This is a genomic window from Nonomuraea sp. B19D2, from assembly GCF_040137845.1.
Lineage (GTDB): Bacteria > Actinomycetota > Actinomycetes > Streptosporangiales > Streptosporangiaceae > Nonomuraea.
Genome location: NZ_JBEFAK010000032.1, coordinates 104583 through 126142, shown reverse-complemented (window position 1 = coordinate 126142; position 21560 = coordinate 104583). Strand labels below are relative to the sequence as shown.

At 71.4% G+C, this 21560-nt stretch carries 17 protein-coding genes and 1 pseudogene; 11 read left to right on the top strand and 7 right to left on the bottom strand.

The genetic code is table 11. The features are described from left to right. The 3 genes and pseudogenes from ABN273_RS41240 to ABN273_RS41230 form a co-directional block, all read right to left on the bottom strand. A pseudogene (locus ABN273_RS41240) lies at positions 1–1926 on the bottom strand (hypothetical protein); the annotation flags it as partial. A gap of 83 nt (positions 1927–2009) precedes the next feature. Beyond that, positions 2010–2939 (bottom strand): carbohydrate kinase family protein, encoded by a 930-nt coding sequence (locus ABN273_RS41235; RefSeq protein ID WP_349454824.1) that lies wholly within the window; start codon positions 2937–2939, stop codon positions 2010–2012. Next, on the bottom strand, positions 2936–3862 hold the full coding sequence (locus ABN273_RS41230) for a pseudouridine-5'-phosphate glycosidase (protein ID WP_349454822.1): 927 nt from the start codon (positions 3860–3862) through the stop codon (positions 2936–2938). The genes ABN273_RS41235 and ABN273_RS41230 overlap by 4 nt, the downstream gene beginning before the upstream one ends. Positions 3863–4127: 265 nt before the next feature. Between ABN273_RS41230 and ABN273_RS41225 the strand changes: the two genes are divergently transcribed. Beyond that, complete coding sequence (locus ABN273_RS41225) at positions 4128–5636, top strand: phytoene desaturase family protein (protein WP_349454820.1); 1509 nt, start codon at positions 4128–4130, stop codon at positions 5634–5636. Here the strand turns inward: ABN273_RS41225 and ABN273_RS41220 are convergent. Continuing rightward, the gene (locus ABN273_RS41220; RefSeq protein WP_349454818.1) at positions 5633–6190 is read right to left on the bottom strand and encodes a TetR/AcrR family transcriptional regulator; all 558 of its coding nucleotides are present in this window, start codon (positions 6188–6190) and stop codon (positions 5633–5635) included. The genes ABN273_RS41225 and ABN273_RS41220 overlap by 4 nt on opposite strands. An 87-nt stretch (positions 6191–6277) precedes the next feature. Here ABN273_RS41220 and ABN273_RS41215 point away from each other — a divergent pair, with 87 nt between their 5' ends. The 5 genes from ABN273_RS41215 (at position 6278) to ABN273_RS41195 (ending at position 12880) form a co-directional block, all read left to right on the top strand. Beyond that, positions 6278–7480 carry a cytochrome P450 gene (locus ABN273_RS41215; RefSeq protein ID WP_349454816.1) on the top strand — a complete coding sequence of 401 codons (1203 nt, stop codon included), beginning with the start codon at positions 6278–6280 and terminating at the stop codon, positions 7478–7480. Between the two features lie 64 nt (positions 7481–7544). Further along, complete coding sequence (locus ABN273_RS41210) at positions 7545–8246, top strand: response regulator transcription factor (protein ID WP_349454815.1); 702 nt, start codon at positions 7545–7547, stop codon at positions 8244–8246. After that, positions 8243–9598: a sensor histidine kinase gene (locus ABN273_RS41205; protein ID WP_349454813.1), complete on the top strand. Its 1356-nt coding sequence runs from the start codon at positions 8243–8245 to the stop codon at positions 9596–9598. Before ABN273_RS41210 ends, ABN273_RS41205 begins: the two co-directional genes overlap by 4 nt. Positions 9599–9623: 25 nt before the next feature. Further along, positions 9624–10796: a bifunctional glycosyltransferase family 2/GtrA family protein gene (locus tag ABN273_RS41200; protein ID WP_349454812.1), complete on the top strand. Its 1173-nt coding sequence runs from the start codon at positions 9624–9626 to the stop codon at positions 10794–10796. Beyond that, positions 10793–12880, top strand: coding sequence for an ArnT family glycosyltransferase (locus tag ABN273_RS41195; RefSeq protein ID WP_349454811.1), 2088 nt, complete (start codon positions 10793–10795; stop codon positions 12878–12880). Before ABN273_RS41200 ends, ABN273_RS41195 begins: the two co-directional genes overlap by 4 nt. 62 nt (positions 12881–12942) lie before the next feature. On the opposite strand, the gene ABN273_RS41190 is transcribed toward ABN273_RS41195, so the two are convergent. From ABN273_RS41190 to ABN273_RS41180, 3 genes are read right to left on the bottom strand one after another with little or no spacing between them, the layout of a single operon-like run. Next, positions 12943–14856 (bottom strand): peroxidase family protein, encoded by a 1914-nt coding sequence (locus ABN273_RS41190; protein ID WP_349454810.1) that lies wholly within the window; start codon positions 14854–14856, stop codon positions 12943–12945. Between the two features lie 23 nt (positions 14857–14879). Further along, entirely contained in the window at positions 14880–15779 is a 900-nt protein-coding gene (locus tag ABN273_RS41185) for an acetoacetate decarboxylase family protein (RefSeq protein WP_349454808.1), read from the bottom strand. Further along, positions 15776–16840, bottom strand: a complete 1065-nt coding sequence (locus ABN273_RS41180) for an alpha/beta hydrolase (RefSeq protein ID WP_349454807.1) — start codon at positions 16838–16840, stop codon at positions 15776–15778. The genes ABN273_RS41185 and ABN273_RS41180 overlap by 4 nt, the downstream gene beginning before the upstream one ends. A 130-nt stretch (positions 16841–16970) precedes the next feature. Here ABN273_RS41180 and ABN273_RS41175 point away from each other — a divergent pair, with 130 nt between their 5' ends. The 5 genes from ABN273_RS41175 to ABN273_RS41155 all read left to right on the top strand — a co-directional run bounded on the left by ABN273_RS41175 (position 16971) and on the right by ABN273_RS41155 (position 21396). Beyond that, the gene (locus ABN273_RS41175; protein ID WP_349454806.1) at positions 16971–19343 is read left to right on the top strand and encodes a GMC oxidoreductase; all 2373 of its coding nucleotides are present in this window, start codon (positions 16971–16973) and stop codon (positions 19341–19343) included. Between the two features lie 45 nt (positions 19344–19388). Continuing rightward, positions 19389–19979: an ATP-binding cassette domain-containing protein gene (locus ABN273_RS41170; RefSeq protein ID WP_349454805.1), complete on the top strand. Its 591-nt coding sequence runs from the start codon at positions 19389–19391 to the stop codon at positions 19977–19979. A gap of 253 nt (positions 19980–20232) precedes the next feature. Then, positions 20233–20667, top strand: coding sequence for an SRPBCC domain-containing protein (locus ABN273_RS41165; RefSeq protein ID WP_349454804.1), 435 nt, complete (start codon positions 20233–20235; stop codon positions 20665–20667). After that, positions 20654–21016 carry an ArsR/SmtB family transcription factor gene (locus ABN273_RS41160; protein WP_349454803.1) on the top strand — a complete coding sequence of 121 codons (363 nt, stop codon included), beginning with the start codon at positions 20654–20656 and terminating at the stop codon, positions 21014–21016. Before ABN273_RS41165 ends, ABN273_RS41160 begins: the two co-directional genes overlap by 14 nt. Next, positions 21013–21396: a VOC family protein gene (locus tag ABN273_RS41155; RefSeq protein ID WP_349454802.1), complete on the top strand. Its 384-nt coding sequence runs from the start codon at positions 21013–21015 to the stop codon at positions 21394–21396. The genes ABN273_RS41160 and ABN273_RS41155 overlap by 4 nt, the downstream gene beginning before the upstream one ends. Positions 21397–21560: the final 164 nt, after the last annotated feature.

Here is a 21560-nt window from a genome sequence, read left to right as displayed (position 1 = left end):
GGCGGGCGACGGGGCCGAAGCGGCCGGGTCGGGGGCGGTCTCCGAGGGCAGGCCGTCCAGCCAGGCCTTGGCGGAGTGGGCGCGGATGCCCAGCTCGGCCATCAGCTCCACCATGTCCGCGTCGGGCGGGCTCGCGGCCAGCAGCTGCCTCGTACGTGCCTGCAGGCCATGGATGTCGCCCACGACCAGCCAGCCGTCCTGGAAGCGGCGGTCGGGCATGAGGGTCACCAGCACGCGCCAGAGCGGGGTGCGCAGCGAGGGCACCGTCACGGGGTGGGCCGGGTCGGCGCCGATGAGCTGCTCTTCGGTGGCCGCCGTGCCGATCCACTCGGTCAGGCGGAACATGTGGCCAGTGACCGGCGCGGACTCCGAGGAACGCAGCCAGCCCAGCACCCGCTCCTCGGCGGTGCGCTGTGCCTGGGAGAGCGCATCCCTGTCCACCAGCATCTTGTGGGCGAGCGTGCGCAGGCTCACCGGATCCTGGGCGAACAGCCGGTGCACGGCCACGGCCAGCTCCAGCTTGTCCAGGCTGCGGAACAGCTGGTCCACGACCCGGACCATCGCGTGGTCGGTGTCGGAGGACGCCGGACCGCCGGAGGCCGCGCCGGGGGCGGGCGCCGGATAACGGGAGGCGCTGCTGCTCTTGGCGGGGTCCGCCGTGCCTGGGACGGCAGGCATCGATCCGGTTGAGGGCCCGCCGGACGGGGAGCCGGGGATGGGGGGCATCGACCCGGTCGCGGGTCCGCCGGATGCCGAGCCGGGGATGGCGGGCATCGACCCGGTTGAGGGGCCGCCGGACGTGGTGCCCGGGATGGCGGGCATCGACCCGGTCGCGGGTCCGCCGGATGCCGAGCCGGGGACGGCGGGCATCGATCCGGTTGAGGGGCCGCCGGACATCGGGCCGGTTTCCGGGCGGCCGGGCTGCGGGCCGGTCGGGCGTTGCGGGAGGCGTTCGGACTGGCCGGGGCCCGGGCGCTGCGGCAGGCCCTCGCCCGCGAAGCCCTGGCGCGGGCCGCCGCCCTGAGGCTGCGCCGGGAACGAGCCGCTCTGAGCGGGGAACGACCCCGTCTGCCGCTGCGGACCACCATCCGCGGGGAAGGACTCGCTCTGGCGGTCAGACGGTTGCGGTGCGGGAAAGGAGCCCGTCTGGCGATCCCCCGGCCGCTGCGTGGGGGAGGAGCCGGTCTGGCGCTGTTGGGCGGCGTCCGGAGGCTGGGCGGCGAAGGACCCGGTCTGGGCACCCGCCGGCTGCGGTGCCGGGAACGAGCCCGGCTGGCGTTGCTGGGCGCCGTCCGGGGAGGAGGCGGCCTGGCCCTGGTTCGGGAACGTGCCCTGCCGCTGGCCGGCGCCCTCGGGCGGAGGGCCGTCCTGCACGGCGAACGAGCCGGTCTGCGGCCCCCCTTCCGGCTGGGCCGGGAAGGAGCCCGTGCTCCGGGACGAGACGCTGAGCGGCCGCGTGACCTCCGGGTGCCCGGCCGCGGGCGGCCCGGCGGGGGCCTCTCGCTGGGCCGGGATGCGGCCGAGGATCTCGCGGAAGACCGAGCCGATCACCGCCTCAGGCGTCGCCGACGGCGTACCCAGGTCGCTGGGGGACAGGCGGCGCAGCCGCTGCCAGCCGCCGAGCCCCGTGATCGCCGTGCGGGTGGCCTCCGGCCAGCCCGGCAGTGCGGGATCGATGTGGTGCACGGTCAGCGCGGGCAGCAGGTCGGACAGTGGCAGATGGTCCCAGCGAGAGCAGGCCAGCCGCCCCAGACGTTCGCAGATCCAGTCGAGCCCCGCCGTGCCGAGCGCTCTCGACAGCGCGAGGGAGGACCACCACCCCGCGGGAAGGCGCGGATCACCCAGCGCCTCAGCCACCTGCTGTGGGCGGCTCCAGCGCAGCGCAGGGACCAGGTCGCTCAGGCAGATCGATGACTCGACTTCCATCGGCGGACCTTATCCTCCCCAGTGGGCCGCGTGGTGCTGGCCGTTACGCGTGTGGCTAATGGTGCAGCTTACGCGGCAAGCTATCAATCAGTGTGAATAGGGTAAAGACGGTTCAGATCCAAACCGTACCGTGGTCGGCCGCCCACCTGGGCCACACATTCGGCACCGGCACGGCAACCTGCCTCCAAAGCCGCCTCTTCACTGACACCCTGCAAGGCCCCCGTGAGGAACCCGGCGGCGAACGCGTCACCCGCCCCAGTCGAGTCCACGACCTCGGCGGACACCCCTGCGGCCGTCGCGACGATTTCGCCGTCCACGGCGGCCAGCGCGCCCAGCGATCCTAGCTTCACGACGGCTGTGCCGTACGTCTCACTCAAAAGTACGGCGGCCCGCTCCGCCGTGGTGGCGCCGCTCAGCAGGAGTGCCTCGTCGAGATTGGGCAGGATCAGGCCGGCGGGGGCGGATTCGCGGATGAAACGTTCGACGCCGAAGTCGCGCAGCGGGCCCGTGGAGGCCGGGTCGATGCTGATCGCGATCCCCGCGGCCGCCGCCTCGGCCATCGCCCGCCTGGCCAGCCGCAGACCGCACTCGGCGAACATGACGTAGCCGGACAGATGGAGCCGGGCGACGCCGTCGAGCAGGGACGGGTCCCAGTCGGCCTCGGAGATCAGGCCGCCGGCGCCGCGGTTGGTGAGCATCGTACGCTCGCCGCTCTTGTCCACCATCGCGATCACGACCGCGGTCGGGCGGTCGGCGTCGACGGTCATGTGCGTGCGCACGCCCGTCCTGGCCAGCTCGGCGGTGTGCCACTCGCTGCTGTCGTAGCCGAGCCTGGCCAGCAGGCGCACGTCGGCGCCCAGGCGGGCGGCCCAGGCGGCGGTGTTCGCGCCGGAGCCGCCGGGGCGCAGGACGATGTCGGCGGACGTGTCGGTGCCCGACATCACCGGCGAGCCGTGCAACGCCACCACGTCGGTGACCACGTCACCGACGACAAGGAGGGCGTCGCCCGTCACGATCGCGCCCAGGACAGGGCGATCTGGGCGGCCAGCGCGGTGTTGCCGCGCACGGCGGCCAGGTTGGCCTCCAGGGAGGCGCCGGCGGTGCCGTCGACCAGGTAGGAGAGCAGGAACGGCGTGATCGCCTGCCCCTTGACGCCCTCGCGCTCCGCGGCGGCCAGCGCCTCGGCCAGCACGCGGTCATGGAGCTCCGGGTCGAGCTGCTGGTCCGCGGGCACCGGGTTGGCGACGATCAGCGCCGTCTCCTGGCCGCCGAGCGCGTCCTGGCCGCGCATGATCGCCGCCGCCTCGTCGGGCGACTCGATCCGCCAGTCGATCGGCAGGCCGGAGGAGTGCAGGTAGAAGCCGGGGAAGGTGTCCGTACGGAATCCCGCCACGGTCACGCCCCGCGTCTCCAGACGCTGGAGCGTCGCGGGCACGTCGAGGATCGACTTGACGCCGGCGCAGACGACCGTGATGCGGGTGCGCGCCAGCGTGTCGAGGTCGGCGGACTCGTCCTGGTCCTCGGTCCACCCGCGATGCACGCCGCCGAGCCCGCCGGTGGCGAAGACCCGGATGCCGGCGCGGGCCGCCAGGAACGACGTGGCGGACACGGTGGTCGCGCCGCTGGCCTTGAGCGCCGCCGCCACCGGCAGGTCCCGCTGTCCCAGCTTGCGCAGGCCGGACTCGCTGGCGATGCGCTCCAGCTCCACCTCGTTCAGGCCGATGCGGGGTACGCCGTCCAGCACGGCGATCGTGGCCGGCACGGCGCCCGCGGCCCGTACGACCCCCTCCAGCTCGCGCGCCACCTCGAGGTTGCGCGGCTGCGGCAGCCCGTGGGAGATGATCGTGGACTCCAGAGCCACGACGGGCGCGCCACTCGCCAGGGCCTCGGCGACCTCGTCTGACGGCTGGAGAACGGAGTCGGGGGTGCTGCGCATGGTGTGTTTTGTGCTCCTTTGGGCGTCTGGCGTGCTTTGGGCGAACGGCGTATTTTACGCGATTTGTTCCGAACGCAGCACGCTACGGCTCTGGTCGGGCGCCCGTCCATTTGAGGATCACACGAGCGGCCTCGCGCACGCCAGCGACCCGCCCGTGCCCCGACCGTGGGTGGCGGGCAGGTCGCGCAGGGTGCCGGCAGGCCCGGGAGAAATGTCCAATTGTGGGCGTTGACGGGTGGTGTGGGGTGGGTCGTATTGTGCGTAAATGGGGTCGTATGACGTGATCGTGGCCGGAGGCGGGCACAACGGGCTGGTGGCGGCCGCTTACCTGGCCGGGGCCGGGCGCAGTGTCCTGGTCCTGGAGCGTCAGGATCACGTGGGCGGCCTGGCGATCTCCGCGCGGGCCTTCCCGGGCGTCGACGTACGGCTGTCGCGCTACTCCTACCTGGTCAGCCTTCTCCCGTCCAAGATCGTGCGCGACCTCGGGCTCAATCTGGAGCTGCGCCGCCGCCGCTACGCCTCGTACACCCCCAAGGGCGACACCGGGCTGCTCGTCGACAACGAGGACGCGCGGGCGACGGCGGCCTCGTTCGCGCGCGTCACCGGCGGCGCGGCCGACCACAAGGCGTGGCAGGACTTCTACGGCATGACCGCGCGCGTGGCGCGGGCCCTGGCGCCCACGCTGCTCGAACCCCTCCCCACCGCCGCCGAGGTCGAGCGGCTCGTGGGGCCCGAGGCGTGGCGTGACCTGTTCCGGCAACCGCTCGGCCGGACCGTGGCCGAGCGGTTCGGCGACGACACCGTGCGCGGCGTCGTGCTCACCGACGCGCTGATCGGCACGTTCGCCGACCCCGCCACCGACCTGCTGGCCAACCGGTGCTTCCTCTACCACGTGATCGGCGACGGCACCGGCGAGTGGAACGTCCCCGTCGGCGGCATGGGCGCCGTCTCGGGGGCGCTGGAGGCGGCGGCCAGGCAGGCGGGCGCCGAGATCAGGACCGGGGCCGAGATCGTCGGGATCTCGCCGTCCGGCGAGGTCACGTTCGCGGCCGGGGGCGGTGAGCACACCGTGAACGGCGGGCACGTGCTGGTCAACCTGCCGCCCGCCGTGCTCGACCGGGTGCTGCGCCGGCCCGTGACGGTGCCCGAGGGCGCGCAGCTGAAGGTCAACATGGTGCTGACGAGGCTGCCCAGGCTGAAGGACGAGTCCGTGGATCCCCGGGCGGCCTTCAGCGGTACGTTCCACATCAACGAGGGACGAGACCAGCTCGACAGGGCGTATCGGCAGGCGGTAAGAGGGGAAATTCCGGAATTGCCCCCGGCCGAGGTCTATTGCCATTCGCTGACCGACCCGTCCATTCTCGGCCCCGAGCTCAGAGGCAGGGCCGAGACGATGACGCTCTTCGGCCTCCACATGCCAGCCAGACTTTTCCGGAAAAATCCAGAAGAAGCAAGGAAAATGGCCCTGAAGGCCACCTTCGCCTCCATCAACTCCGTCCTGGCGGAGCCGATCGAGGAATGCCTGCTCAAGGCCCCCGACGGCACCCCGTGCGCCGAGGTCAAAACCCCCGTCGACCTCGAAAGGGAGGCCGGGCTGCCAGGCGGCCATATTTTCCATGCCGACCTGAGCTGGCCGTATGCGGAACAAGGCGAGAGATGGGGCGTGGAGACCGAGCACGAGCGCATCCTGATGGGCGGCGCGAGCGCCCGCAGGGGCGGCGGCGTGAGCGGAATTGCCGGGCATAACGCCGCCATGGCGGTGCTGAAGCGCTAATCCTCGGCGATCAGCTTCAGGGCCACCTCCATGGCCACGGTCGCCCGCTCCGACTCCGGCACGTCCATGTCGAAGAGAAACGGCACGCTGCCGAGGATCACCGCGAACACCGCCAGCCGCGCCTCGAACTGCCGTGCCGGGCTCGCGCCCGGCACCTCCAGCAGGGACACCATCCTGATCATCTCGGCCTGCATCCGGTCACCGGCGGGCATCCCCTGTATCACGCCCTGATTCACCTGGGCGAACTTGAACAGGGCCTGCCACTGGTCCTCGAGCAACTCGGCGATCCGCCGCAGGATCTCGCGCCTGGACTCGGGGGTCTTGGGCTGCTCGTGCCCCCACCGCACCAGCTCTTCGATCGACTCGACCAAGCCTTGGAGCACGCTCTCCAGAATCGCCTCCTTGGTGCGGAAGTGGTAGTAGAGGGCCGGCCTGGTGATCTCCAGCCGCTCCGCCACCTCCTGCAGCGTGGTCTGCTCGTATCCCCGCTCGGCGAACAGCTCCAGCGCCACCTGCTGGATCCGGTCCTTGGTGTCCGTCCGCCGCCCTGCCATGCCGCTCCCATCACTTGACGACCGGTCTCGCGATCACTTACTTTCGCGTAAGTAAGCAATGCGATCCGGCTTGTAGGGAGCAAGACTATGGCTCAGACCTTCCCCGTCCAGCGCACCTGCCCGTTCGCGCACCCGGCCGAGTACGAGCGGATGCGCGAGCAGGCCCCGCTCGTCAGGACCACGCTCCCCGGCGGCGAGGTGTGGCTGGTCACCAGGCTCGCCGAGGCCAGGCAGGTCCTGTCGGGCACGGGCATCAGCGGCAACCCGGCCACCCCTGGCCACCCCAACCGGGCGTTCAGGGCGGAGCCCCCGACCCCGGAGGAGGAGGCCGCGAGGCGGGAGTTCGCGGTCGGCCACTTCATCGACCTCGACCCGCCGGAGCACAGCAGGTTCCGGCGGCTGCTCATCCCCGAGTTCACCGTCCGGCGCATCAAGGAGCTGCGGCCCGGCATCCAGCGCATCACCGACGAGCTCATCGACGACATGCTGGCCAAGGGCGACGAGGCGGAGCTGGTGGAGGCGTTCGGGCTGGCGCTGCCGTCGCTGGTCATCTGCCAGCTGCTCGGGGTCCCGTACGAAGATCGCGAGTTCTTCCAGTCGCGCACCCAGGAGGCGCTCTCCAACGTCGAGGACCGGGACGCGAGCCACAGCGCGATGATGGAGATCAGGGACTTCCTCGACGACCTGGTCACCAAGGTCGCGCAGCAGCCCGGGGACGACCTGCTCGGGCGGTTGATCGAGACCGGGCAGCTCACCCACGACGAGCTCGTGGGCGTGACCTTCCTGCTGCTCGTCGCGGGCCACGAGACCACCGCCAACATGATCCCGCTGGCCGCGCTCACGCTCATGCGCCATCCCGACCAGCTCGCCGAGCTGCGCGCGAACCCGGACAAGTGGCCCATGGCGGTGGACGAGCTGCTGCGCTACCAGTCGGTGGTGGACTGGGTGGCGTTCGACCGGGTGGCCACCGAGGACCAGGAGATCGGCGGGCAGCTCGTCAGGAAGGGCGAGGGCATCTTCGTGCTCGGCGCCTCCGCCAACAGGGACGAGCGGGCGTTCGAGCGGCCGGACGAGTTCGACATCGGGCGCGGGGCCCGCCACCACGTGGCGTTCGGCTACGGTGTGCACCAGTGCCTGGGCCAGAACCTGGCCAGGGCCGAGATCGAGATCGCGCTGCGCACGCTGTTCGAGCGCATCCCCGGCCTGCGGGTCACCGTGCCGGACGAGGAGCTGCCGTTCAAGAGCGAGAGCCCCATCTTCGGCCTCAAAGCCATGCCTGTCGCGTGGTGATCCTCATGAAACAGGGATGAGCGCGTTTATCAGGTTTTCATGATGAGCCTCTAGCGTTTGTCGCATGAGTGAGCCTGCACGGTTGCTGGTGGTGGACGATGAGCCCGCGTTGCGCGAGGCGTTGCAGTCGAGCCTGGAGTTCGAGGGCTACAAGGTCGTCACGGCCAACGACGGGCAGGCGGCACTGGACGCGCTGGCGCAGGAGACCTACGACGCGGTGCTGCTCGACGTCATGATGCCCAGGCTCGACGGCCTGACCGCGTGCCGCCGGCTGAGGGCGTCGGGCAACCACATCCCGGTCCTCATGCTCACGGCCCGCGACGCCGTGGGCGACCGGGTGTCGGGGCTCGACGCGGGGGCCGACGACTACCTGGTCAAGCCGTTCGAGCTGGACGAGCTGCTGGCCCGCGTCCGCGCGCTGCTGCGGCGCGGCGCGCTGAACGCGCCCGCCCCCGACGGCGGTGACACCCTCTCGTACGGCGACCTGCGCATGGACCTGGCGACCAGGGAGGTCACCCGGGGCGAGCGCAGGCTCGACCTGACGAGGACCGAATACCTGCTGATGGAGCTGTTCCTGTCGCATCCGCGCCAGGTGCTGACCAGGGACCAGATCCTCAGCGAGGTGTGGGGGTTCGACTTCGAGCCGACGTCCAACTCGCTCGACGTCTACGTGATGTACCTGCGGCGCAAGACCGAGGCCGGGGGTGAGCCCCGCGTGATCCACACGGTGCGCGGGGTGGGGTACGTCCTGCGGGCCGCGCCGTGATCTGGCGCAGCCTCCGCACCCGCCTCACCCTCCTGGTCGCGGTGGCCGTCGCGCTGGCCATCGCGGTCAGCGCGGGCGCGTGCTTCACGATCGTGCGCAAGCAGCTCTACGACCAGATCGACTTCGAGCTGAAACACAAGAGCGACCTTCCCTGGCTCATGGACAATTGCGGGCCCAAGCCCGAACCCGCGGGACCGTACGGCCCGCCCCAGGCGACGCAGATCATCTACAGCGACGGCCGCCCCACCTGCTACTTGGGAGTGGCACTGAAGGTCACGCAGGAGGATCTTGACGTCGCGTCGCAAGGCGGCAGGCCGCACTTCCACAACGGCCTGGCCGAGGACGGCTCGCCCATGCGCATCGTCACCGCCCAGGTCGGCCCGGGGATGGCCGTCATGGACGCCCGGCCGATCGGCCGCCTGCAGAACACCCTGCGCAACGTGGCGCTGCTGCTCGGCGTGGTCTCGGCCCTGGGCGTGCTCGGCGCGGGCACCGCGGGGCTGCTCATCGCCCGCACGGCCCTGCGCCCCGTGGGCCGCCTCACCAAGGCGGTGGAGCACATAGCGCAGACCGAGGACCTCGGCACCCGCATTCCCGTCGAGGGCAACGACGAGATCGCCCGCCTGTCCTCCTCCTTCAACGCCATGACCGCAGCTCTGGCCGGATCCCGCGAACGCCAGAAACAGCTCGTCGCCGACGCCGGCCACGAGCTGCGAACACCCCTGACCACCCTGCGCACCAACATCGACCTCCTCCTGCGCAGCGAGCAGACAGGCCGCAGCCTCGACCCCAAGGCCAAGGAGCGCCTGCTGGTCAACGTCAAGGCGCAGTTCGCCGAGTTGTCCACGCTCGTCGCCGACCTCCTCCAGCTCGCCCGCGGCGACACCGAGCACGAGCCGCACGTCGAGCTGGCCTTGCACGAGGTCGTGACGGCGGCCGTGGAGCGGGCCAGGCTGCGCGGCGCCGAGGTGGTCACCGAGCTCGACCCCTGGTACGTCGTCGGCAGCGCCGCCTCGCTCGAACGCGCCGTGCTCAACCTCATCGACAACGCCGCCAAGTTCAGCCCCGGCGGCCAGGTCGAGGTGCGGCTGCGCGGCGGCCGGCTGACCGTGCGCGACCACGGTCCCGGGCTGCCGGAAGAGGAGCTGCCGCACGTCTTCGAGCGCTTCTGGCGCTCGCCGTCCGCCCGCGGCCTGCCCGGGTCCGGGCTGGGGCTGGCGATCGTGGCGCAGGCCGTCGCGGAGACCGGAGGACAGGTACGTCTCGCGAACGCGCCGGGTGGCGGAGCCATCGCGACGATGGAGCTGCCGGGAACTCTCATGCGCAACTCAGAAATGGATAAGTCCCATTAAATGACCGCCCCATGAGCTTGGGGGCATGGAGACAACAGCAGTAAGGACGCGCCTGGTCGAGGTGGTCGTCCCGGTCTACAACGAGCAGCGGGCGCTCCGCGCGAGCATCACCCGGCTGCAGACCTACCTCACCAGGAACTTCCCCTACGGCTTCCGCATCACGATCGCCGACAACGCCAGCACCGACAACACCTGGCAGATCGCGACCGAGCTCGCGGGGGAGCTTGCGCACGTACAGGCCGTGCACCTCGACGAGAAGGGCCGCGGCCGGGCGCTGCGCACGGTCTGGTCGCGGAGCGAGGCCGACGTCGTCAGCTACATGGACGTGGACCTGTCCACGGACCTGGACGCGTTCCTGCCGCTGGTGGCGCCCCTGCTGTCCGGCCACAGCGACCTGGCCATCGGCACCCGCCTGGCCAGGGCGTCGAGGGTGGAGCGGGGGCCGAAGCGCGAGTTCATCTCCCGCTCGTACAACCTGCTGCTCCGCTCCGTGATGGGCGCCGGTTTCTCGGACGCGCAGTGCGGGTTCAAGGCCGTGCGCACGGAGATCGCGCAGGCGCTGCTGCCCGGTGTGGAGGACGAGCAGTGGTTCTTCGACACCGAGCTGCTGCTGCTCGCCGAGCGGCACGGGCTGCGCATCCACGAGGTGCCCGTGGACTGGGTGGACGATCCGGACAGCCGGGTCGACATCGTTCAGACCGCGCTCGACGACCTGCGCGGCCTGGCCAGGGTGGCGCGCAGGACGCTGTGGGGGGCGGCCCGCATCCCCGTGCCCGCCCGGGTCGAGCAGGCCGAGCTGCCGAAGGGGATGGCCAGGCAGCTGCCCAGGTTCGCGATCGTCGGTGTGGTGAGCACGCTGGCGTACCTCGCGCTGTACTCGCTGCTGCGGCAGATCGTCTCGCCGCTGGTGGCCAACGCGATCGCGCTGCTGGTCACGGCGGTGGCCAACACCGCCGCGAACCGCCGCTTCACGTTCGGCGTCAAGGGTTCGGGCGGGGCGCTGCGGCACCAGTTCGAGGGCCTGATCGCCTTCCTCGTCGGGCTGGTGCTCACCTCCGGGACCCTGTCGCTCCTGCCCGCCGGGGTCTCGCACGGGGTCGAGCTGGTCGCGGTCATCATCGCGAACGCCGCCGCCACGCTCGTACGCTTTCTGCTGCTGCGCGTCTGGGTCTTCAACCCGAGGAGGACTGCCCGATGACCGCCACCGCCGCGCCGCCCGCGCACCGGATCCCCGCGGGCCGCGGCCTGCCCGCCCGCCTCTTCCTGGGCGCCGCGGAGGATCCCCGCTGGTCACGGCCCGCGCTCTGGGGGGTGCTCGCGGTCGCGTTCGTCCTCTACGCGTGGGGGTTGAGCGGCGACGCCAACCAGTACTACGCCGCCGCCATCCTCTCCGGCACCCAGAGCTGGAAGGCCTTCTTCTTCGGCGCGCTCGACGCCGGGTCGTTCATCACCGTGGACAAGCCGCCGCTGGCGCTGTGGGTGATGGGACTGTCCGCGCGGATCTTCGGGTACGGCACGTGGAGCATGCTGCTCCCGCAGGCCCTGGCCGGGGTGGCCGCCGTCGGCCTGGTCTATTCCGCCGTGCGCCGTGCCTATTCCGGGGCCTGTTCCGGGGCCTGTTCCGGGGCTTACTCCGGCGACCGGCACGCCCACATCGCCGCTCTCGTCGCGGCCGTGGTCATGACGTTCACCCCGATCACCGTGGCGATCAACCGGGACAACAACCCCGACACGATCCTCGTGCTGCTGCTGGTGCTGGCGGCCTGGTTCTGCCTGGAGTCGCTGCGTACCGGACGGCTGCGGTCGTTGCTGGTGTGCGCGCTCTTCGTGGGGCTGGCCTTCAACACCAAGATGCTGCAGGCGTACCTCGTGGTGCCGGCCTTCGCACTGGCGTACCTGGTGTGCGCCCGCCTGTCGTGGGCCAGGCGCGTGGGGCACCTGCTCGCGGCCGGCGTCGTCATGCTGGTGTCGAGCGCCTGGTGGATGGTGATCGTCGACCTCATGCCCGCCGGTTCCCGTCCGTACGTCGGCGGCTCGACGGACAACTCCGTCTGGGACCTGGTGATCGGCTACAACGGCCTGGGCCGCGTCTTCGGCGAGGGGCAGGGCCGCGGTGGCGGGGGCGCCGGCTTCGGCGGGGAGTCCGGGGCCGGGCGGCTGTTCAACGACATCATGGCGGGGCAGATCTCCTGGCTGCTGCCGTTCTGCGTGGTGGCGCTGGCGTTCGCCGTGATCATGCGGGTGCGGCGGCTGCCGGATGGCCCGTCCGGGGCTGCCTGGCTGGTGTGGGGCGGCTGGCTGGTGGTCCACTACGTGGTGTTCAGCTTCTCCAGCGGGACCTTCCACCCGTACTACACGACCGCGATGGCTCCTGCCGTGGCCGCGCTGTGCGGGATGGGCGGCGTGGCCATGTGGCAGGCGTACCGGCGGTCACGGGTGTGGGCCTGGGCGCTGCCGCTGGCGGTGGCCGTGACGGGCGCCTGGTCGTTCGTGGTGCTGCGCCGCACGCCCGAGTGGGCGCCGTGGCTGGCCTGGGTCGTGCTCGGGGCGACCTTGGCGGCCGTCGCGGTGCTGGTGCTGGCCAGGGTACGGGCGCAGGTCACGGTGAAGATCGCCGCCGTCGCGCTGGCCGCCACGGCGGTCGCGGGGCTGGCCGGTCCTGCCGCTTTCGCCGTCACGCCGTTGCAGTCGCAGGTGAACGGGTCGAACCCGACCGCCGGGCCGAACGCGGGGCGGATGGGCTTCGGCCAGATGGGCGGAGGCGGCCGCGGCGGCCAGTTCCCCGGCGGCCAGTTCCCCGGCGGCCAGTTCCCCGGCGGCCGGTTCCCCGAAGGTCAGATGCCGTCCGGCCAGATGCCCGGCGGGCAGGGACAGCCTGATGGGCAGGGACAGCCGCCCGGCCAGGACGCGGGTTCGGGGACGGAACGGACCGGCCGGGCGGGCTTCATGGGCGGCGGTGTCAGCGACTCCATGGTGAAGTACCTGCTGGCGAACCAGGGCAAGGCCACCTGGCTGGTCGCGGTGAACAGCTCGATGCAGGCCTCGCCGGTCATCCTGTCCACGGGCAAGCCCGTGCTCGCCATGGGCGGCTTCACCGGCAGCGACCCGGCCATGACAGTGGATCGCCTCAAGGAGCTCGTCTCCTCCGGACAGCTCCGCTACGTCATGTCGGGCGGCGACCGCGGCGGCCCGGGCAGGGGCAACACGGAGGTGACCACGTACGTACAGGAGAACTGCAAGGCCGTGGAGGGTCAGGACGGTCTCTACGACTGCGCCGCGTAACCGGGGGCGGGGCGCCTTGACGGCGCCCCACCGCGTTCGAGGGCCGCGGCTGGGACGGCCGGTCAGGCCGCGCCGCGGGATCGGCGCCACGGAGCGAACGCGTTGTCCACGCGGTGCAGGGCCGGGCGGAGCTCCGGGTGGTGGCGCAGGATCACGGAGGCCATGCTGCTGTCCGCGATCCAGTCCAGCCCGGCCCCGGTGTAGACGCGCTCGGCGTAGTCGGTGGTGAAGAACCTGTCGCTGTTGAGCCTCCTGGAGGCCATGAGGACGAAGACCCGGAAGGCCGTGTCGCTGAAGGCGAACCCCCGCGGGCGCTTCTCGGCGAACATGCCCACGATCAGGTCGACGTCCTCCAGCCGGTCCGAGTACACCTCCCGCAGCTCCGCCGCCAGCGCCGGATCGTCCGTGAGCGTGTCGAACCCGCTCGGCGGCGGCAGGTGGAGCAGTTCGCGGAAGTCGCTGTAGCGGGGCACGCCCAGTTCGCGGCAGCGGACCAGGTCGGTGGCCGCCAGGTCCATCAGGCGGCCGTCGGGGCGTTCGAACTCCTGCAGCATGCGCGGGAAGTTCCGCAGGACGATCGCGCCCGGGTGCTCGGTCCCGAAGGAGTACAGCAGGTCGGCGGCCGGGATGGCCGCGGCGACCTGGAGCGCGGCGGGGCCGGACAGCTCGCGCAACGTGCTCTGCCGGATGCCGGAGTCATCGCGCAGTGAGCGCAGGCTGTAGTCGTCGGGCATCAGCGGATGCATCCGGTAGACGGCCGTGAACTCCTCGGTGAGGCTGTACGGCACCCCGAAGTGGTCGGTCGGCGAGCCCGGGATGCCGCTGATCGCCTCGCTCCCGCTGATCCTGCCCACCGCCCTGTTGAGCCGCTCGGAGGCCAGGCCCCACCAGTTGGCCCGCAGGCCGACCACCGCCGTCGGGTGGCCGATGACCGCGGGTGTCCACTCCACGGTGTGGATCTTGGCGACCAGCGCGGCGTTGATCAGCCTGGCGCGCTCGAACAGCTCGTCGTCGCCCCAGCCTGGATACTCGGCGTGCAGCCGCTCGCAGATGGCGTTGTGCTCGCGCTCGAACAGCCCCTGCAGCATCACCAGGCCGAGCCAGAAGCCGGGTTCGCGGGCCGGGTCGGCCCCGCCCCCCGCCATCGCCCGGACCCCCGACGGGCGCGGCCGGATCTTGCCGCCCTTTCCGGTGCGGACGGCGTGCTGCTCCTCGTCGCTGGTGCCGTAGACGAGTGACAGGTCCCACCAGTGGGTGAGCGTGTTCAGCGAGGTCGCGGGCCCCCGGTACCCGGGCGGGCGAGTCGGGTCGGGCGGGACCCGCGGGATCGTCAGCAGGGGTTCCGGCCAGTCGTCGCCCGGCTCCAGCGGGATGGTCCACGGGTCCTCCGACGGGCTGCGCCCGTGGCTGAACCAGTCCCTGATCATGAACTGCAGCCAGGCCGCGGCGAGGACGTTGAGTGAGCCGGCGGGCTGGAAGCGGGTGCGCGTCATGAGCCGCCGGCTGACCAGGCGCGGGTTCGGCGTCATGACCCGCTCGGGCGGCTCGGCGAAGGCGTGGTCGAGCGGGACGTTGCGCCCGAACCGGGTCCCGGCCATGCCCATGGCCGGATGGTCCACGTCGTTGTACGAGCCGTCGGCGGTCCGCCGTACGTCATGGCCGGCGGGGTCAGGAGCGGGTGGCGGCGGGCCGGCGGCAGGTAGGTGGCCGGTGTCGTACAGGTTCCGTTTGCGTAGCCGGTTGCGGACCCCCACCAGGACCGCCAGGCCGAGCGGGGTGGGCAGCCGGTCCCAGCCGAAACGACGGTCGAGCAGCTCGGCCACGGCGTCGTAGGCCGTCCAGAACCACGAGCTGCGGTAACCCGCCCCGGTGACCGGCCGTTCCCGGCCGCCGGTGTAAGGCACGGCGGCGCGGGTGGACTCGGGCCCGGGCGCGGTGACGCGGGCGGCGGCACGGAGGATCGGGCGGCGTTTCATCGGATCTCCCGGTGAGTGGTCGGCTACGGCATCTGCGTGACGTGCTCGCGCGGCTCCAGGAGGCGGTCGCTGCCGGCGCGGTCGGGAGGCGGCAGCCGATCCTGCCCGAGCCCCAGGCCGACCACGGACTCCAGGCCGTCCCCGGGCGGCGGGAGAGGCGCGGCCGAGGTGAGGAACCAGCTCTCCACGTGGTCGTCGAGAACCCCGCGCACGGCGGGGATGAAGGCGGTCAGGAACGGCCGGTCGCCCACGTCCAGCCGCTTCAGCCACGCCGCCCGCTCGTGGTCGCCGATGAGGAGCCGGCTGTCCGGGCCGCCTCCCCGCGTGACGCCCATCCGGCCGCGGAGCGTGACGGACGACTTCACGAGCATCCCGCGGAAGGACGCGTAGCCGGTGCCGGTCAAGCGCAGCGGCAGCCACGCCCGCGCCGGGCGCGGAACGTCCACGCGCATGACCATCCGCCCGTCGAGGTCGTACTGGCTGCTGACTGTGGATTCGTCCACCACGAAGTCGAGGGAGGCGCGCCGCTTGGGCATGCCCCAGATGCCGAGGCCGCCCTTGACCGAGATCTCGGTGCTCACCGGCATGTCGCAGATGTAGACGCCGGTGCCGAAGACCTTGCCGGCCAGCAGGGGCGGCGCGGGCCGGTCGCTCCGCGCGCACAGGATGCCGGCACAGAGCTCCACGTAGCTGCCGATCGGGGTGTCCTGGTAGTCCACGACCGCGATGACCAGCACCCCCGCGCCGCGGATCCGGTGCGGGCGCAACTCCTCCGGCACCACCTCACGCGCGCCGCGCGGGTCGATCGGGTAGGCGGCGAGCAGCGCCGGGCTGCCCGGCGTCCCCACCGGCATGCGGAACGGGATGCCGTCCACGTTGGCGAAGCGGCCGGCCGTGCGCCGGCGCCCTGCGGCGAAGGTCATCGGTCCTCCCTGTGCCGGGCCGGGGTGCCGGCCAGCTCCTCGATGATCAGTGGAAAGACGTCGAGGTGGGCGCGCTCGCCGAAGAACACGTCCAGGTGGCTGTATCCGGGAAGGATGTGCAGGGCATGGCGGCGAGGGGCGAAGCGGGAGAAGAAGTCGTAGGACAGGCGCTGGCTGTCCGGAAGGAAGCAGCGGTTCAGCTCGCCCGCCAGGAAGACGACCCGGGCGTCGGTACGCGGCTCCTGCGCTGTGTAGTCGTCCGGCAGGCCCTCGAGGTGCTCGTACGCGACCAGGTGGCCGCGGCGTACGCACTGGTCCATCTGGCGGAAGAAGGTCAGCGGCACCGGGCCGAACTCGTGCGGGATCCACATGTCGTGCGTGTCGCCGCCGAGGTTCTCGTGCCGCCACAGCGCGGGGAACCCGCTGCCGTACGTGAAGCTGACCAGCTTGCACACCGTGTTCCCGCACTCGGCGTGGGAAGCCTTCACCAGCCGCGTGATCATCGTGGCCGCTCCCGGCGGCGGACGGTCCCCCCAGGAGGGATCGAGGTAGGACAGGAACCTGGAGACGACCGGCACGGCGTAGCGGAGCTTGGCCCGCGACCAGGGCGGGACGACGGGATGCAGCGACACCGCGTTCGTGATGATCGTGTCAACCTGGGGCACCAGGCCGGCGCAGGCGGACATCATGAACGAGGTCGAGCCCTGGCAGTGGATGATCGCCTTGACGCGGTCCGCCCCGGTCTCCTCGACGACCTTGCGCACGGCGGCGGGGTGGTCGTACCTCGCCGCCTGGTCCAGGGTCCACGGGTTCGGCGGCACCTCGATACTCGCCCGCCAGTCCTCCAGCCAGACGTCGTAGCCCCGCGCGACGAGCGCGTCCACGACGTTCACCGGAACCGGCGCCCGGAAAACCCCGGACCGCACGCCCGCCCCGTGCACGAGCAGGACCGGAGCCCTGGCCGGCGGGCCCGGCCCGCGCACGTTGACGAGGCTCAGATTCTTGCCGTCGCCGGCGGTGAAGGGTATGAGGCGTTCACGTGTGACGGGTCGTCCATGCATATCGCCACGATCCGGGCCTGCCGCCGCGACCCTGCTCTGGACTCCTGATCCCGGTGCTCAGCTCACCGGTCGGTTACTCTTTGAGTCTACCTCCCCCCACATTTCCGGTCAGGAAGGGCGAGGGGGAGATATGCGCTCTCAGCAGGCGAGACGGCCAGCCGACGAGCACGCCGACGTCGTCGTCGTGGGCTCGGGATTCGGCGGCGCCGTGGCGGCCCACCGGTTCGCGGAGGCCGGGCTGCGGGTGGTCGTGCTGGAGCGCGGCCGGCCGTATCCCCCGGGCTCGTTCCCGCGCGCGCCCGCCGCGATGGCACGCAACCTGTGGGACCCGAGCGAGGGCATGTACGGCCTGTTCGACCTGTGGAGCTTCCGCGGGCTCGCGGCGGCCGTCTCCAGCGGCCTCGGCGGCGGCTCGCTCATCTACGCCAATGTGCTGCTGCGCAAGCCGGAGCGGTGGTTCGTCCGGGAGAGCCCGTTGCCCGGCGGCGGCCACGAGCACTGGCCCGTGACCAGGGCCGACCTCGACCCGCACTACGACGCGGTGGAGCGGATGCTGCGGCCCCAGCGCTACCCCCTGGACGTGTCGCCGTACGACACGACGGCCAAGGCCCTCGCCATGCGCGAGACGGCCGCGCGGCTGGGGCTGGAGTGGGAGCTGCCGCCGCTTGCCGTCGCCTTCGCCCCGGCGCCCGGCGCCCGTCCCGTTCCCGGCCTGCCCATCCCGGACCCGGAGTACGGCAACCTGCACGGCCTGCCGCGTACGACGTGCAGGCTGCGCGGCGAGTGCGATCTCGGCTGCAACGACGGCGCGAAGAACTCCCTCGACCACACCTACCTGTCGGCGGCCCGGCACGCCGGCGCCGACATCCGCACCCTGCACGAGGTGCGGTGGCTGGCTCCCGCCCCGCGCGGCGGCTACGCCGTGAGCTACGTCGTGCACGAACCGCGCGAGGAGCGGCGGCGGGTCCGCACCCGGCGGCTGCCCCAGCGCACGATCACCTGCGATCGGCTCGTGCTGGCCGCGGGCGCGCTCGGGACGACGTACCTGCTGCTGACCTGCAGGTCGGAGTTCCCCGGCCTGAGCCCCATGCTCGGCACCCGCTTCAGCGGCAACGGCGACCTGCTCACCATGCTCACGCGCGCCCGGGCCGGCGCGGGCGGTCACCGCTCGCTGGAGGGCAGCCGCGGGCCGGTGATCACCAGCGCCATCCGGGTGCCGGACGCGGCCGACACAGGGGCTGGGAACCGCCGGGGATTCCTGGTCGAGGACGCGGGTTACCCTCCCTTCGTCGAATGGCTGGCGGAGTTCGCCGGGGTGCGCGGCGTGGCCAGGAGGGCTGGCATGTTCGCGCTGGGCAGGCTCGCGGCCGTCCTGAGCCGCTCGCCGCAGACCCGGATCAACGCCGAACTGGCCGCGCTCCTCGGCGACGGGCGCCTGTCGGACGGGTCGCTGGGCCTGCTCGGCATGGGCCGCGACGTTCCCGACGGCGTCATGCGCCTGCGCCGCGGCTACCTCGACGTCGACTGGACGACGAGCACGTCCATGCCGTACTTCACGGCGATGCGCTCGGTCATGCGGGACATGGCCCGGCTCCTTGAGGCCGGCTACCACGACAGCCCGCTCTGGCTGGCCCGCAAGGTGATCACGGTGCACCCGCTCGGCGGCGCCCCGATGGGACGGCACCCCGGCGAGGGCGTCGTCGACGAGTACGGCGAGGTGTTCGGCCATCCGGGCCTGTACGTCCTCGACGGCGCGTGCGTGCCCGGCCCGGTCGGCGTCAATCCCGCACTCACCATCGCCGCGCTCTCGGACCGGGCCTGCGAGCGTGTCCTGGAGACCTCGCCGGCGTTCGTGGCGGCCGGGGCCGGGGCCGGGCGAGAGGCGACGGGCCTGAGCTTCACCGAGAAGATGCGCGGCCACGTCATGCCCGGCTCCGCCGACCCGGACGAGGGCGAGCGGCTGGGGCGCGCGAACGAGCACCGGCTGGCGGTCCACCTGACCATCACCGCCGACGACGTCGAGCGGTTCGCGGCGGACGCCGGGCACGAGGCGTCCGCGGCCGGGTGGGTGAGCTGCCCCGTGCTCGGCGGCGGCCGCCTGCCGGTGCGGGCCGGGTGGTTCAACCTCTTCGTGCCCGGCGAGGACCCGTCGCGGCGGCGCATGCTCTACCGGCTCCACTTCACCGGCGACGGCGGCGCCGCGTTCACCCTCACCGGGCACAAGGACGTGCACGACGACCCCGGAGCCGACGTGTGGCGCGACACCTCCACCCTGTACGTCCGGATCCTGCGCGGGCACACCGCCCCGGCGGACGACGCGGAGGCCGAGGTGGTCGCCGCGGGCGTCATCAGGATCCACCTGCCGGACTTCATGCACCAGCTCACGACGTTCCGCACCTGGGGGCCGGACGGGCCGGCTGCGCTGGGCAGGTTCGGCCGGCTGTTCCTGGGCGAGCTGTGGGACGCCTACCGTGATCTCGCGGCGGTGTCACGGGTGCCGTGAAATGTGCGCCTTGACAACGATGTCAATCGCATTGTTGATGTTCTTATGGCCGTACCGCTGATCGCCGCCCGCGGGATCGTGAAGAGCTACGGCCACGTCGAGGCGTTGCGCGGCGCGGACTTCACCCTGCCGCCCGGCGAGGTGGTCGCGCTGATCGGCGACAACGGCGCGGGCAAGTCCACGCTGGCGAAGATCCTCTCAGGTGTCGAGCGGCCGGACTCGGGCACGATCGAGATCGACGGCGAGCCGGTGGCGTTCGGGTCGGTCGAGGAGGCCAGGAGCGCCGGGATCGAGACCGTCTACCAGGACCTCGCGCTCTGCGCCGACCTCAGCCCCGCCGCCAACTTCTTCCTCGGCAGGGAACGGCTCAAGACCGGCCTGCTCGGCCTGCTCGGCGTGCTGGACAACGCCGCCATGCGCCGCGCCACGCGCGAGGCCTGCGTGCGGCTCGGCGTGCGGCTCGCGTCCCAGACCGCGCCGGTCTCCGCGCTGTCCGGCGGGCAGAGCGGTGGGAGCGGGCAGATCAGGGTGACTTTCGTGCAGGGGCTGGCGGAAGAGGAGTTCTGCGAGACCATTGCCTGCGGCGCGAAGGCCAAGGAGCCGAGTGTGGCGCTGGACGTCCAGGGGCCGCAGTAGTTCGACCCGACGCTGCAGACGCCGATCGTGAACTCCGTCGTCGCCTCCAGACCGTGAGGCTGCGTTACGCATCTTGCGTTTTAAGGTCGCTGTTCCGTGTTCCGTGACAGCGAGCCTTGAGCTTGACGCAGAGGGATGCCGCATTTGCGGGTGCGTGGTAAGTCGCCCTCCGTGCCAGGCTTGCGAGGCGAAGATCGCAACCTGTAGGTTGCCATTGATAGGCAACCTGCAGGTTGCGAAGGAGAGTGTGAGCATGGTTTCGGACGCGATCGAACGTGTGGTGGTGCTGCGGCACCCCATCGAGCGGGTGTGGGCAGCGCTGACCACCGCGGAAGGGCTCTCGCGGTGGTTCGGCTCGGTGGCGGAGATGGATCTGCGGCCCGGTGGGCGTGCATTCTTCCGTTGGGACGACCTCGACGAGGAATCCGTCGCCACCATCGCGGTGGTCGACCCACCACACCGTTTCGCGTTCAGGTGGGCAATCGAGGGCCTGCCGGAGGATGACGCATCTCAGACGCTTGTGGACTTCACCCTGGAAGCGGTGCCGGACGGCACTCGGCTGCGCCTGGTGGAGAGCGGGTTCGCCCAGGCCGCCGGGGACGTGGCCCAGTCTGCCCACAAGGCCAACAGTCAGGGGTGGGACTCGGAGCTCGTTGACCTGGAGACCTACCTCGATGCGACCGCCTGATGTGGAAGGGCAGGCCGTTGCGGTGTTCGCGGCGCTCACCGATCCAATGCGGCGGGCGCTGCTGGAGGAGCTCGCCCGCGCCGGGCCCGCAACCGTCACTGATCTGGCGCGACGGTTGCCGATCAGCCGCCAGGCGATCGCCAAGCACCTGGGCCAGCTCGCCGAAGCGGGCCTGATCAGCTCCGGCGAACCGGCCGGCCGCCGCCATCCCTACCGGTTGGAACCAGCCGCCATTCGCACAGCCCAGGTGTGGCTGGCCAGGCTCGCCAACAGGTGGGATGACCGGCTGGCCGCGCTGGAAGGTGCACTGGACGCCACCAACACGAACCGAGGAGTCACGCAACAATGAGCAAGCCTGAATTCACGGCCGGCCTGAACATCGCCATGAAGATCCCCAAGGCACAGTACGAGGCCACCGTGGCCTTCTACCGCGACACTCTGGGCTTCGACGTCAAAGAAGACGACGTCTCCTACGCTCCGACCGTCTCGAGAACTCATTCGGTGCGGTTCGGACCCAATACGCTGTGGCTCGACTGTGTCGACAACTACAGCCAGCCCGACCTGTGGCTGCAGCTCCACACCGACGACCTGGACGCGGCAGCGAGCAAACTGGCCGACATCGGTATCCATCCGTGTGACGAGGTCGAGCCCCTGGAGAACCTCGATTCCAGAACCCACTGGATCAAGAACCCAGCCGGTGTCATACATCTGCTCGCGGAGTCCGGCTGATCCTGATGCTCCGATGAGGTGAGCAGGTGCCCTCGGCGGTATCGCGGAGCCAAACGCCCAGCTTCCCGAGTCGCTCAAGCTTCGATGACACAAGCCCAAGGTTTGCTGTCGCAGGACAGTCACTCGTCCTGGATAATCACGATTGGGTGGCGGAGCGGCACGTC

What these genes read in the sequence shown, in the direction of transcription:
- ABN273_RS41225 (WP_349454820.1), top strand. Translation starts at nt 4,128, where the DNA reads ATGGGGTCGTATGACGTGATCGTGGCCGGAGGCGGGCACAACGGGCTG.
- ABN273_RS41230 (WP_349454822.1), bottom strand. Translation starts at nt 3,862, where the DNA reads ATGCGCAGCACCCCCGACTCCGTTCTCCAGCCGTCAGACGAGGTCGCC.
- ABN273_RS41185 (WP_349454808.1), bottom strand. Translation starts at nt 15,779, where the DNA reads ATGACCTTCGCCGCAGGGCGCCGGCGCACGGCCGGCCGCTTCGCCAAC.
- ABN273_RS41190 (WP_349454810.1), bottom strand. Translation starts at nt 14,856, where the DNA reads ATGAAACGCCGCCCGATCCTCCGTGCCGCCGCCCGCGTCACCGCGCCC.
- ABN273_RS41210 (WP_349454815.1), top strand. Translation starts at nt 7,545, where the DNA reads ATGAGTGAGCCTGCACGGTTGCTGGTGGTGGACGATGAGCCCGCGTTG.
- ABN273_RS41175 (WP_349454806.1), top strand. Translation starts at nt 16,971, where the DNA reads ATGCGCTCTCAGCAGGCGAGACGGCCAGCCGACGAGCACGCCGACGTC.
- ABN273_RS41195 (WP_349454811.1), top strand. Translation starts at nt 10,793, where the DNA reads ATGACCGCCACCGCCGCGCCGCCCGCGCACCGGATCCCCGCGGGCCGC.
- ABN273_RS41155 (WP_349454802.1), top strand. Translation starts at nt 21,013, where the DNA reads ATGAGCAAGCCTGAATTCACGGCCGGCCTGAACATCGCCATGAAGATC.
- ABN273_RS41220 (WP_349454818.1), bottom strand. Translation starts at nt 6,190, where the DNA reads ATGGCAGGGCGGCGGACGGACACCAAGGACCGGATCCAGCAGGTGGCG.
- ABN273_RS41200 (WP_349454812.1), top strand. Translation starts at nt 9,624, where the DNA reads ATGGAGACAACAGCAGTAAGGACGCGCCTGGTCGAGGTGGTCGTCCCG.
- ABN273_RS41170 (WP_349454805.1), top strand. Translation starts at nt 19,389, where the DNA reads ATGGCCGTACCGCTGATCGCCGCCCGCGGGATCGTGAAGAGCTACGGC.
- ABN273_RS41180 (WP_349454807.1), bottom strand. Translation starts at nt 16,840, where the DNA reads ATGCATGGACGACCCGTCACACGTGAACGCCTCATACCCTTCACCGCC.
- ABN273_RS41215 (WP_349454816.1), top strand. Translation starts at nt 6,278, where the DNA reads ATGGCTCAGACCTTCCCCGTCCAGCGCACCTGCCCGTTCGCGCACCCG.
- ABN273_RS41160 (WP_349454803.1), top strand. Translation starts at nt 20,654, where the DNA reads ATGCGACCGCCTGATGTGGAAGGGCAGGCCGTTGCGGTGTTCGCGGCG.
- ABN273_RS41165 (WP_349454804.1), top strand. Translation starts at nt 20,233, where the DNA reads ATGGTTTCGGACGCGATCGAACGTGTGGTGGTGCTGCGGCACCCCATC.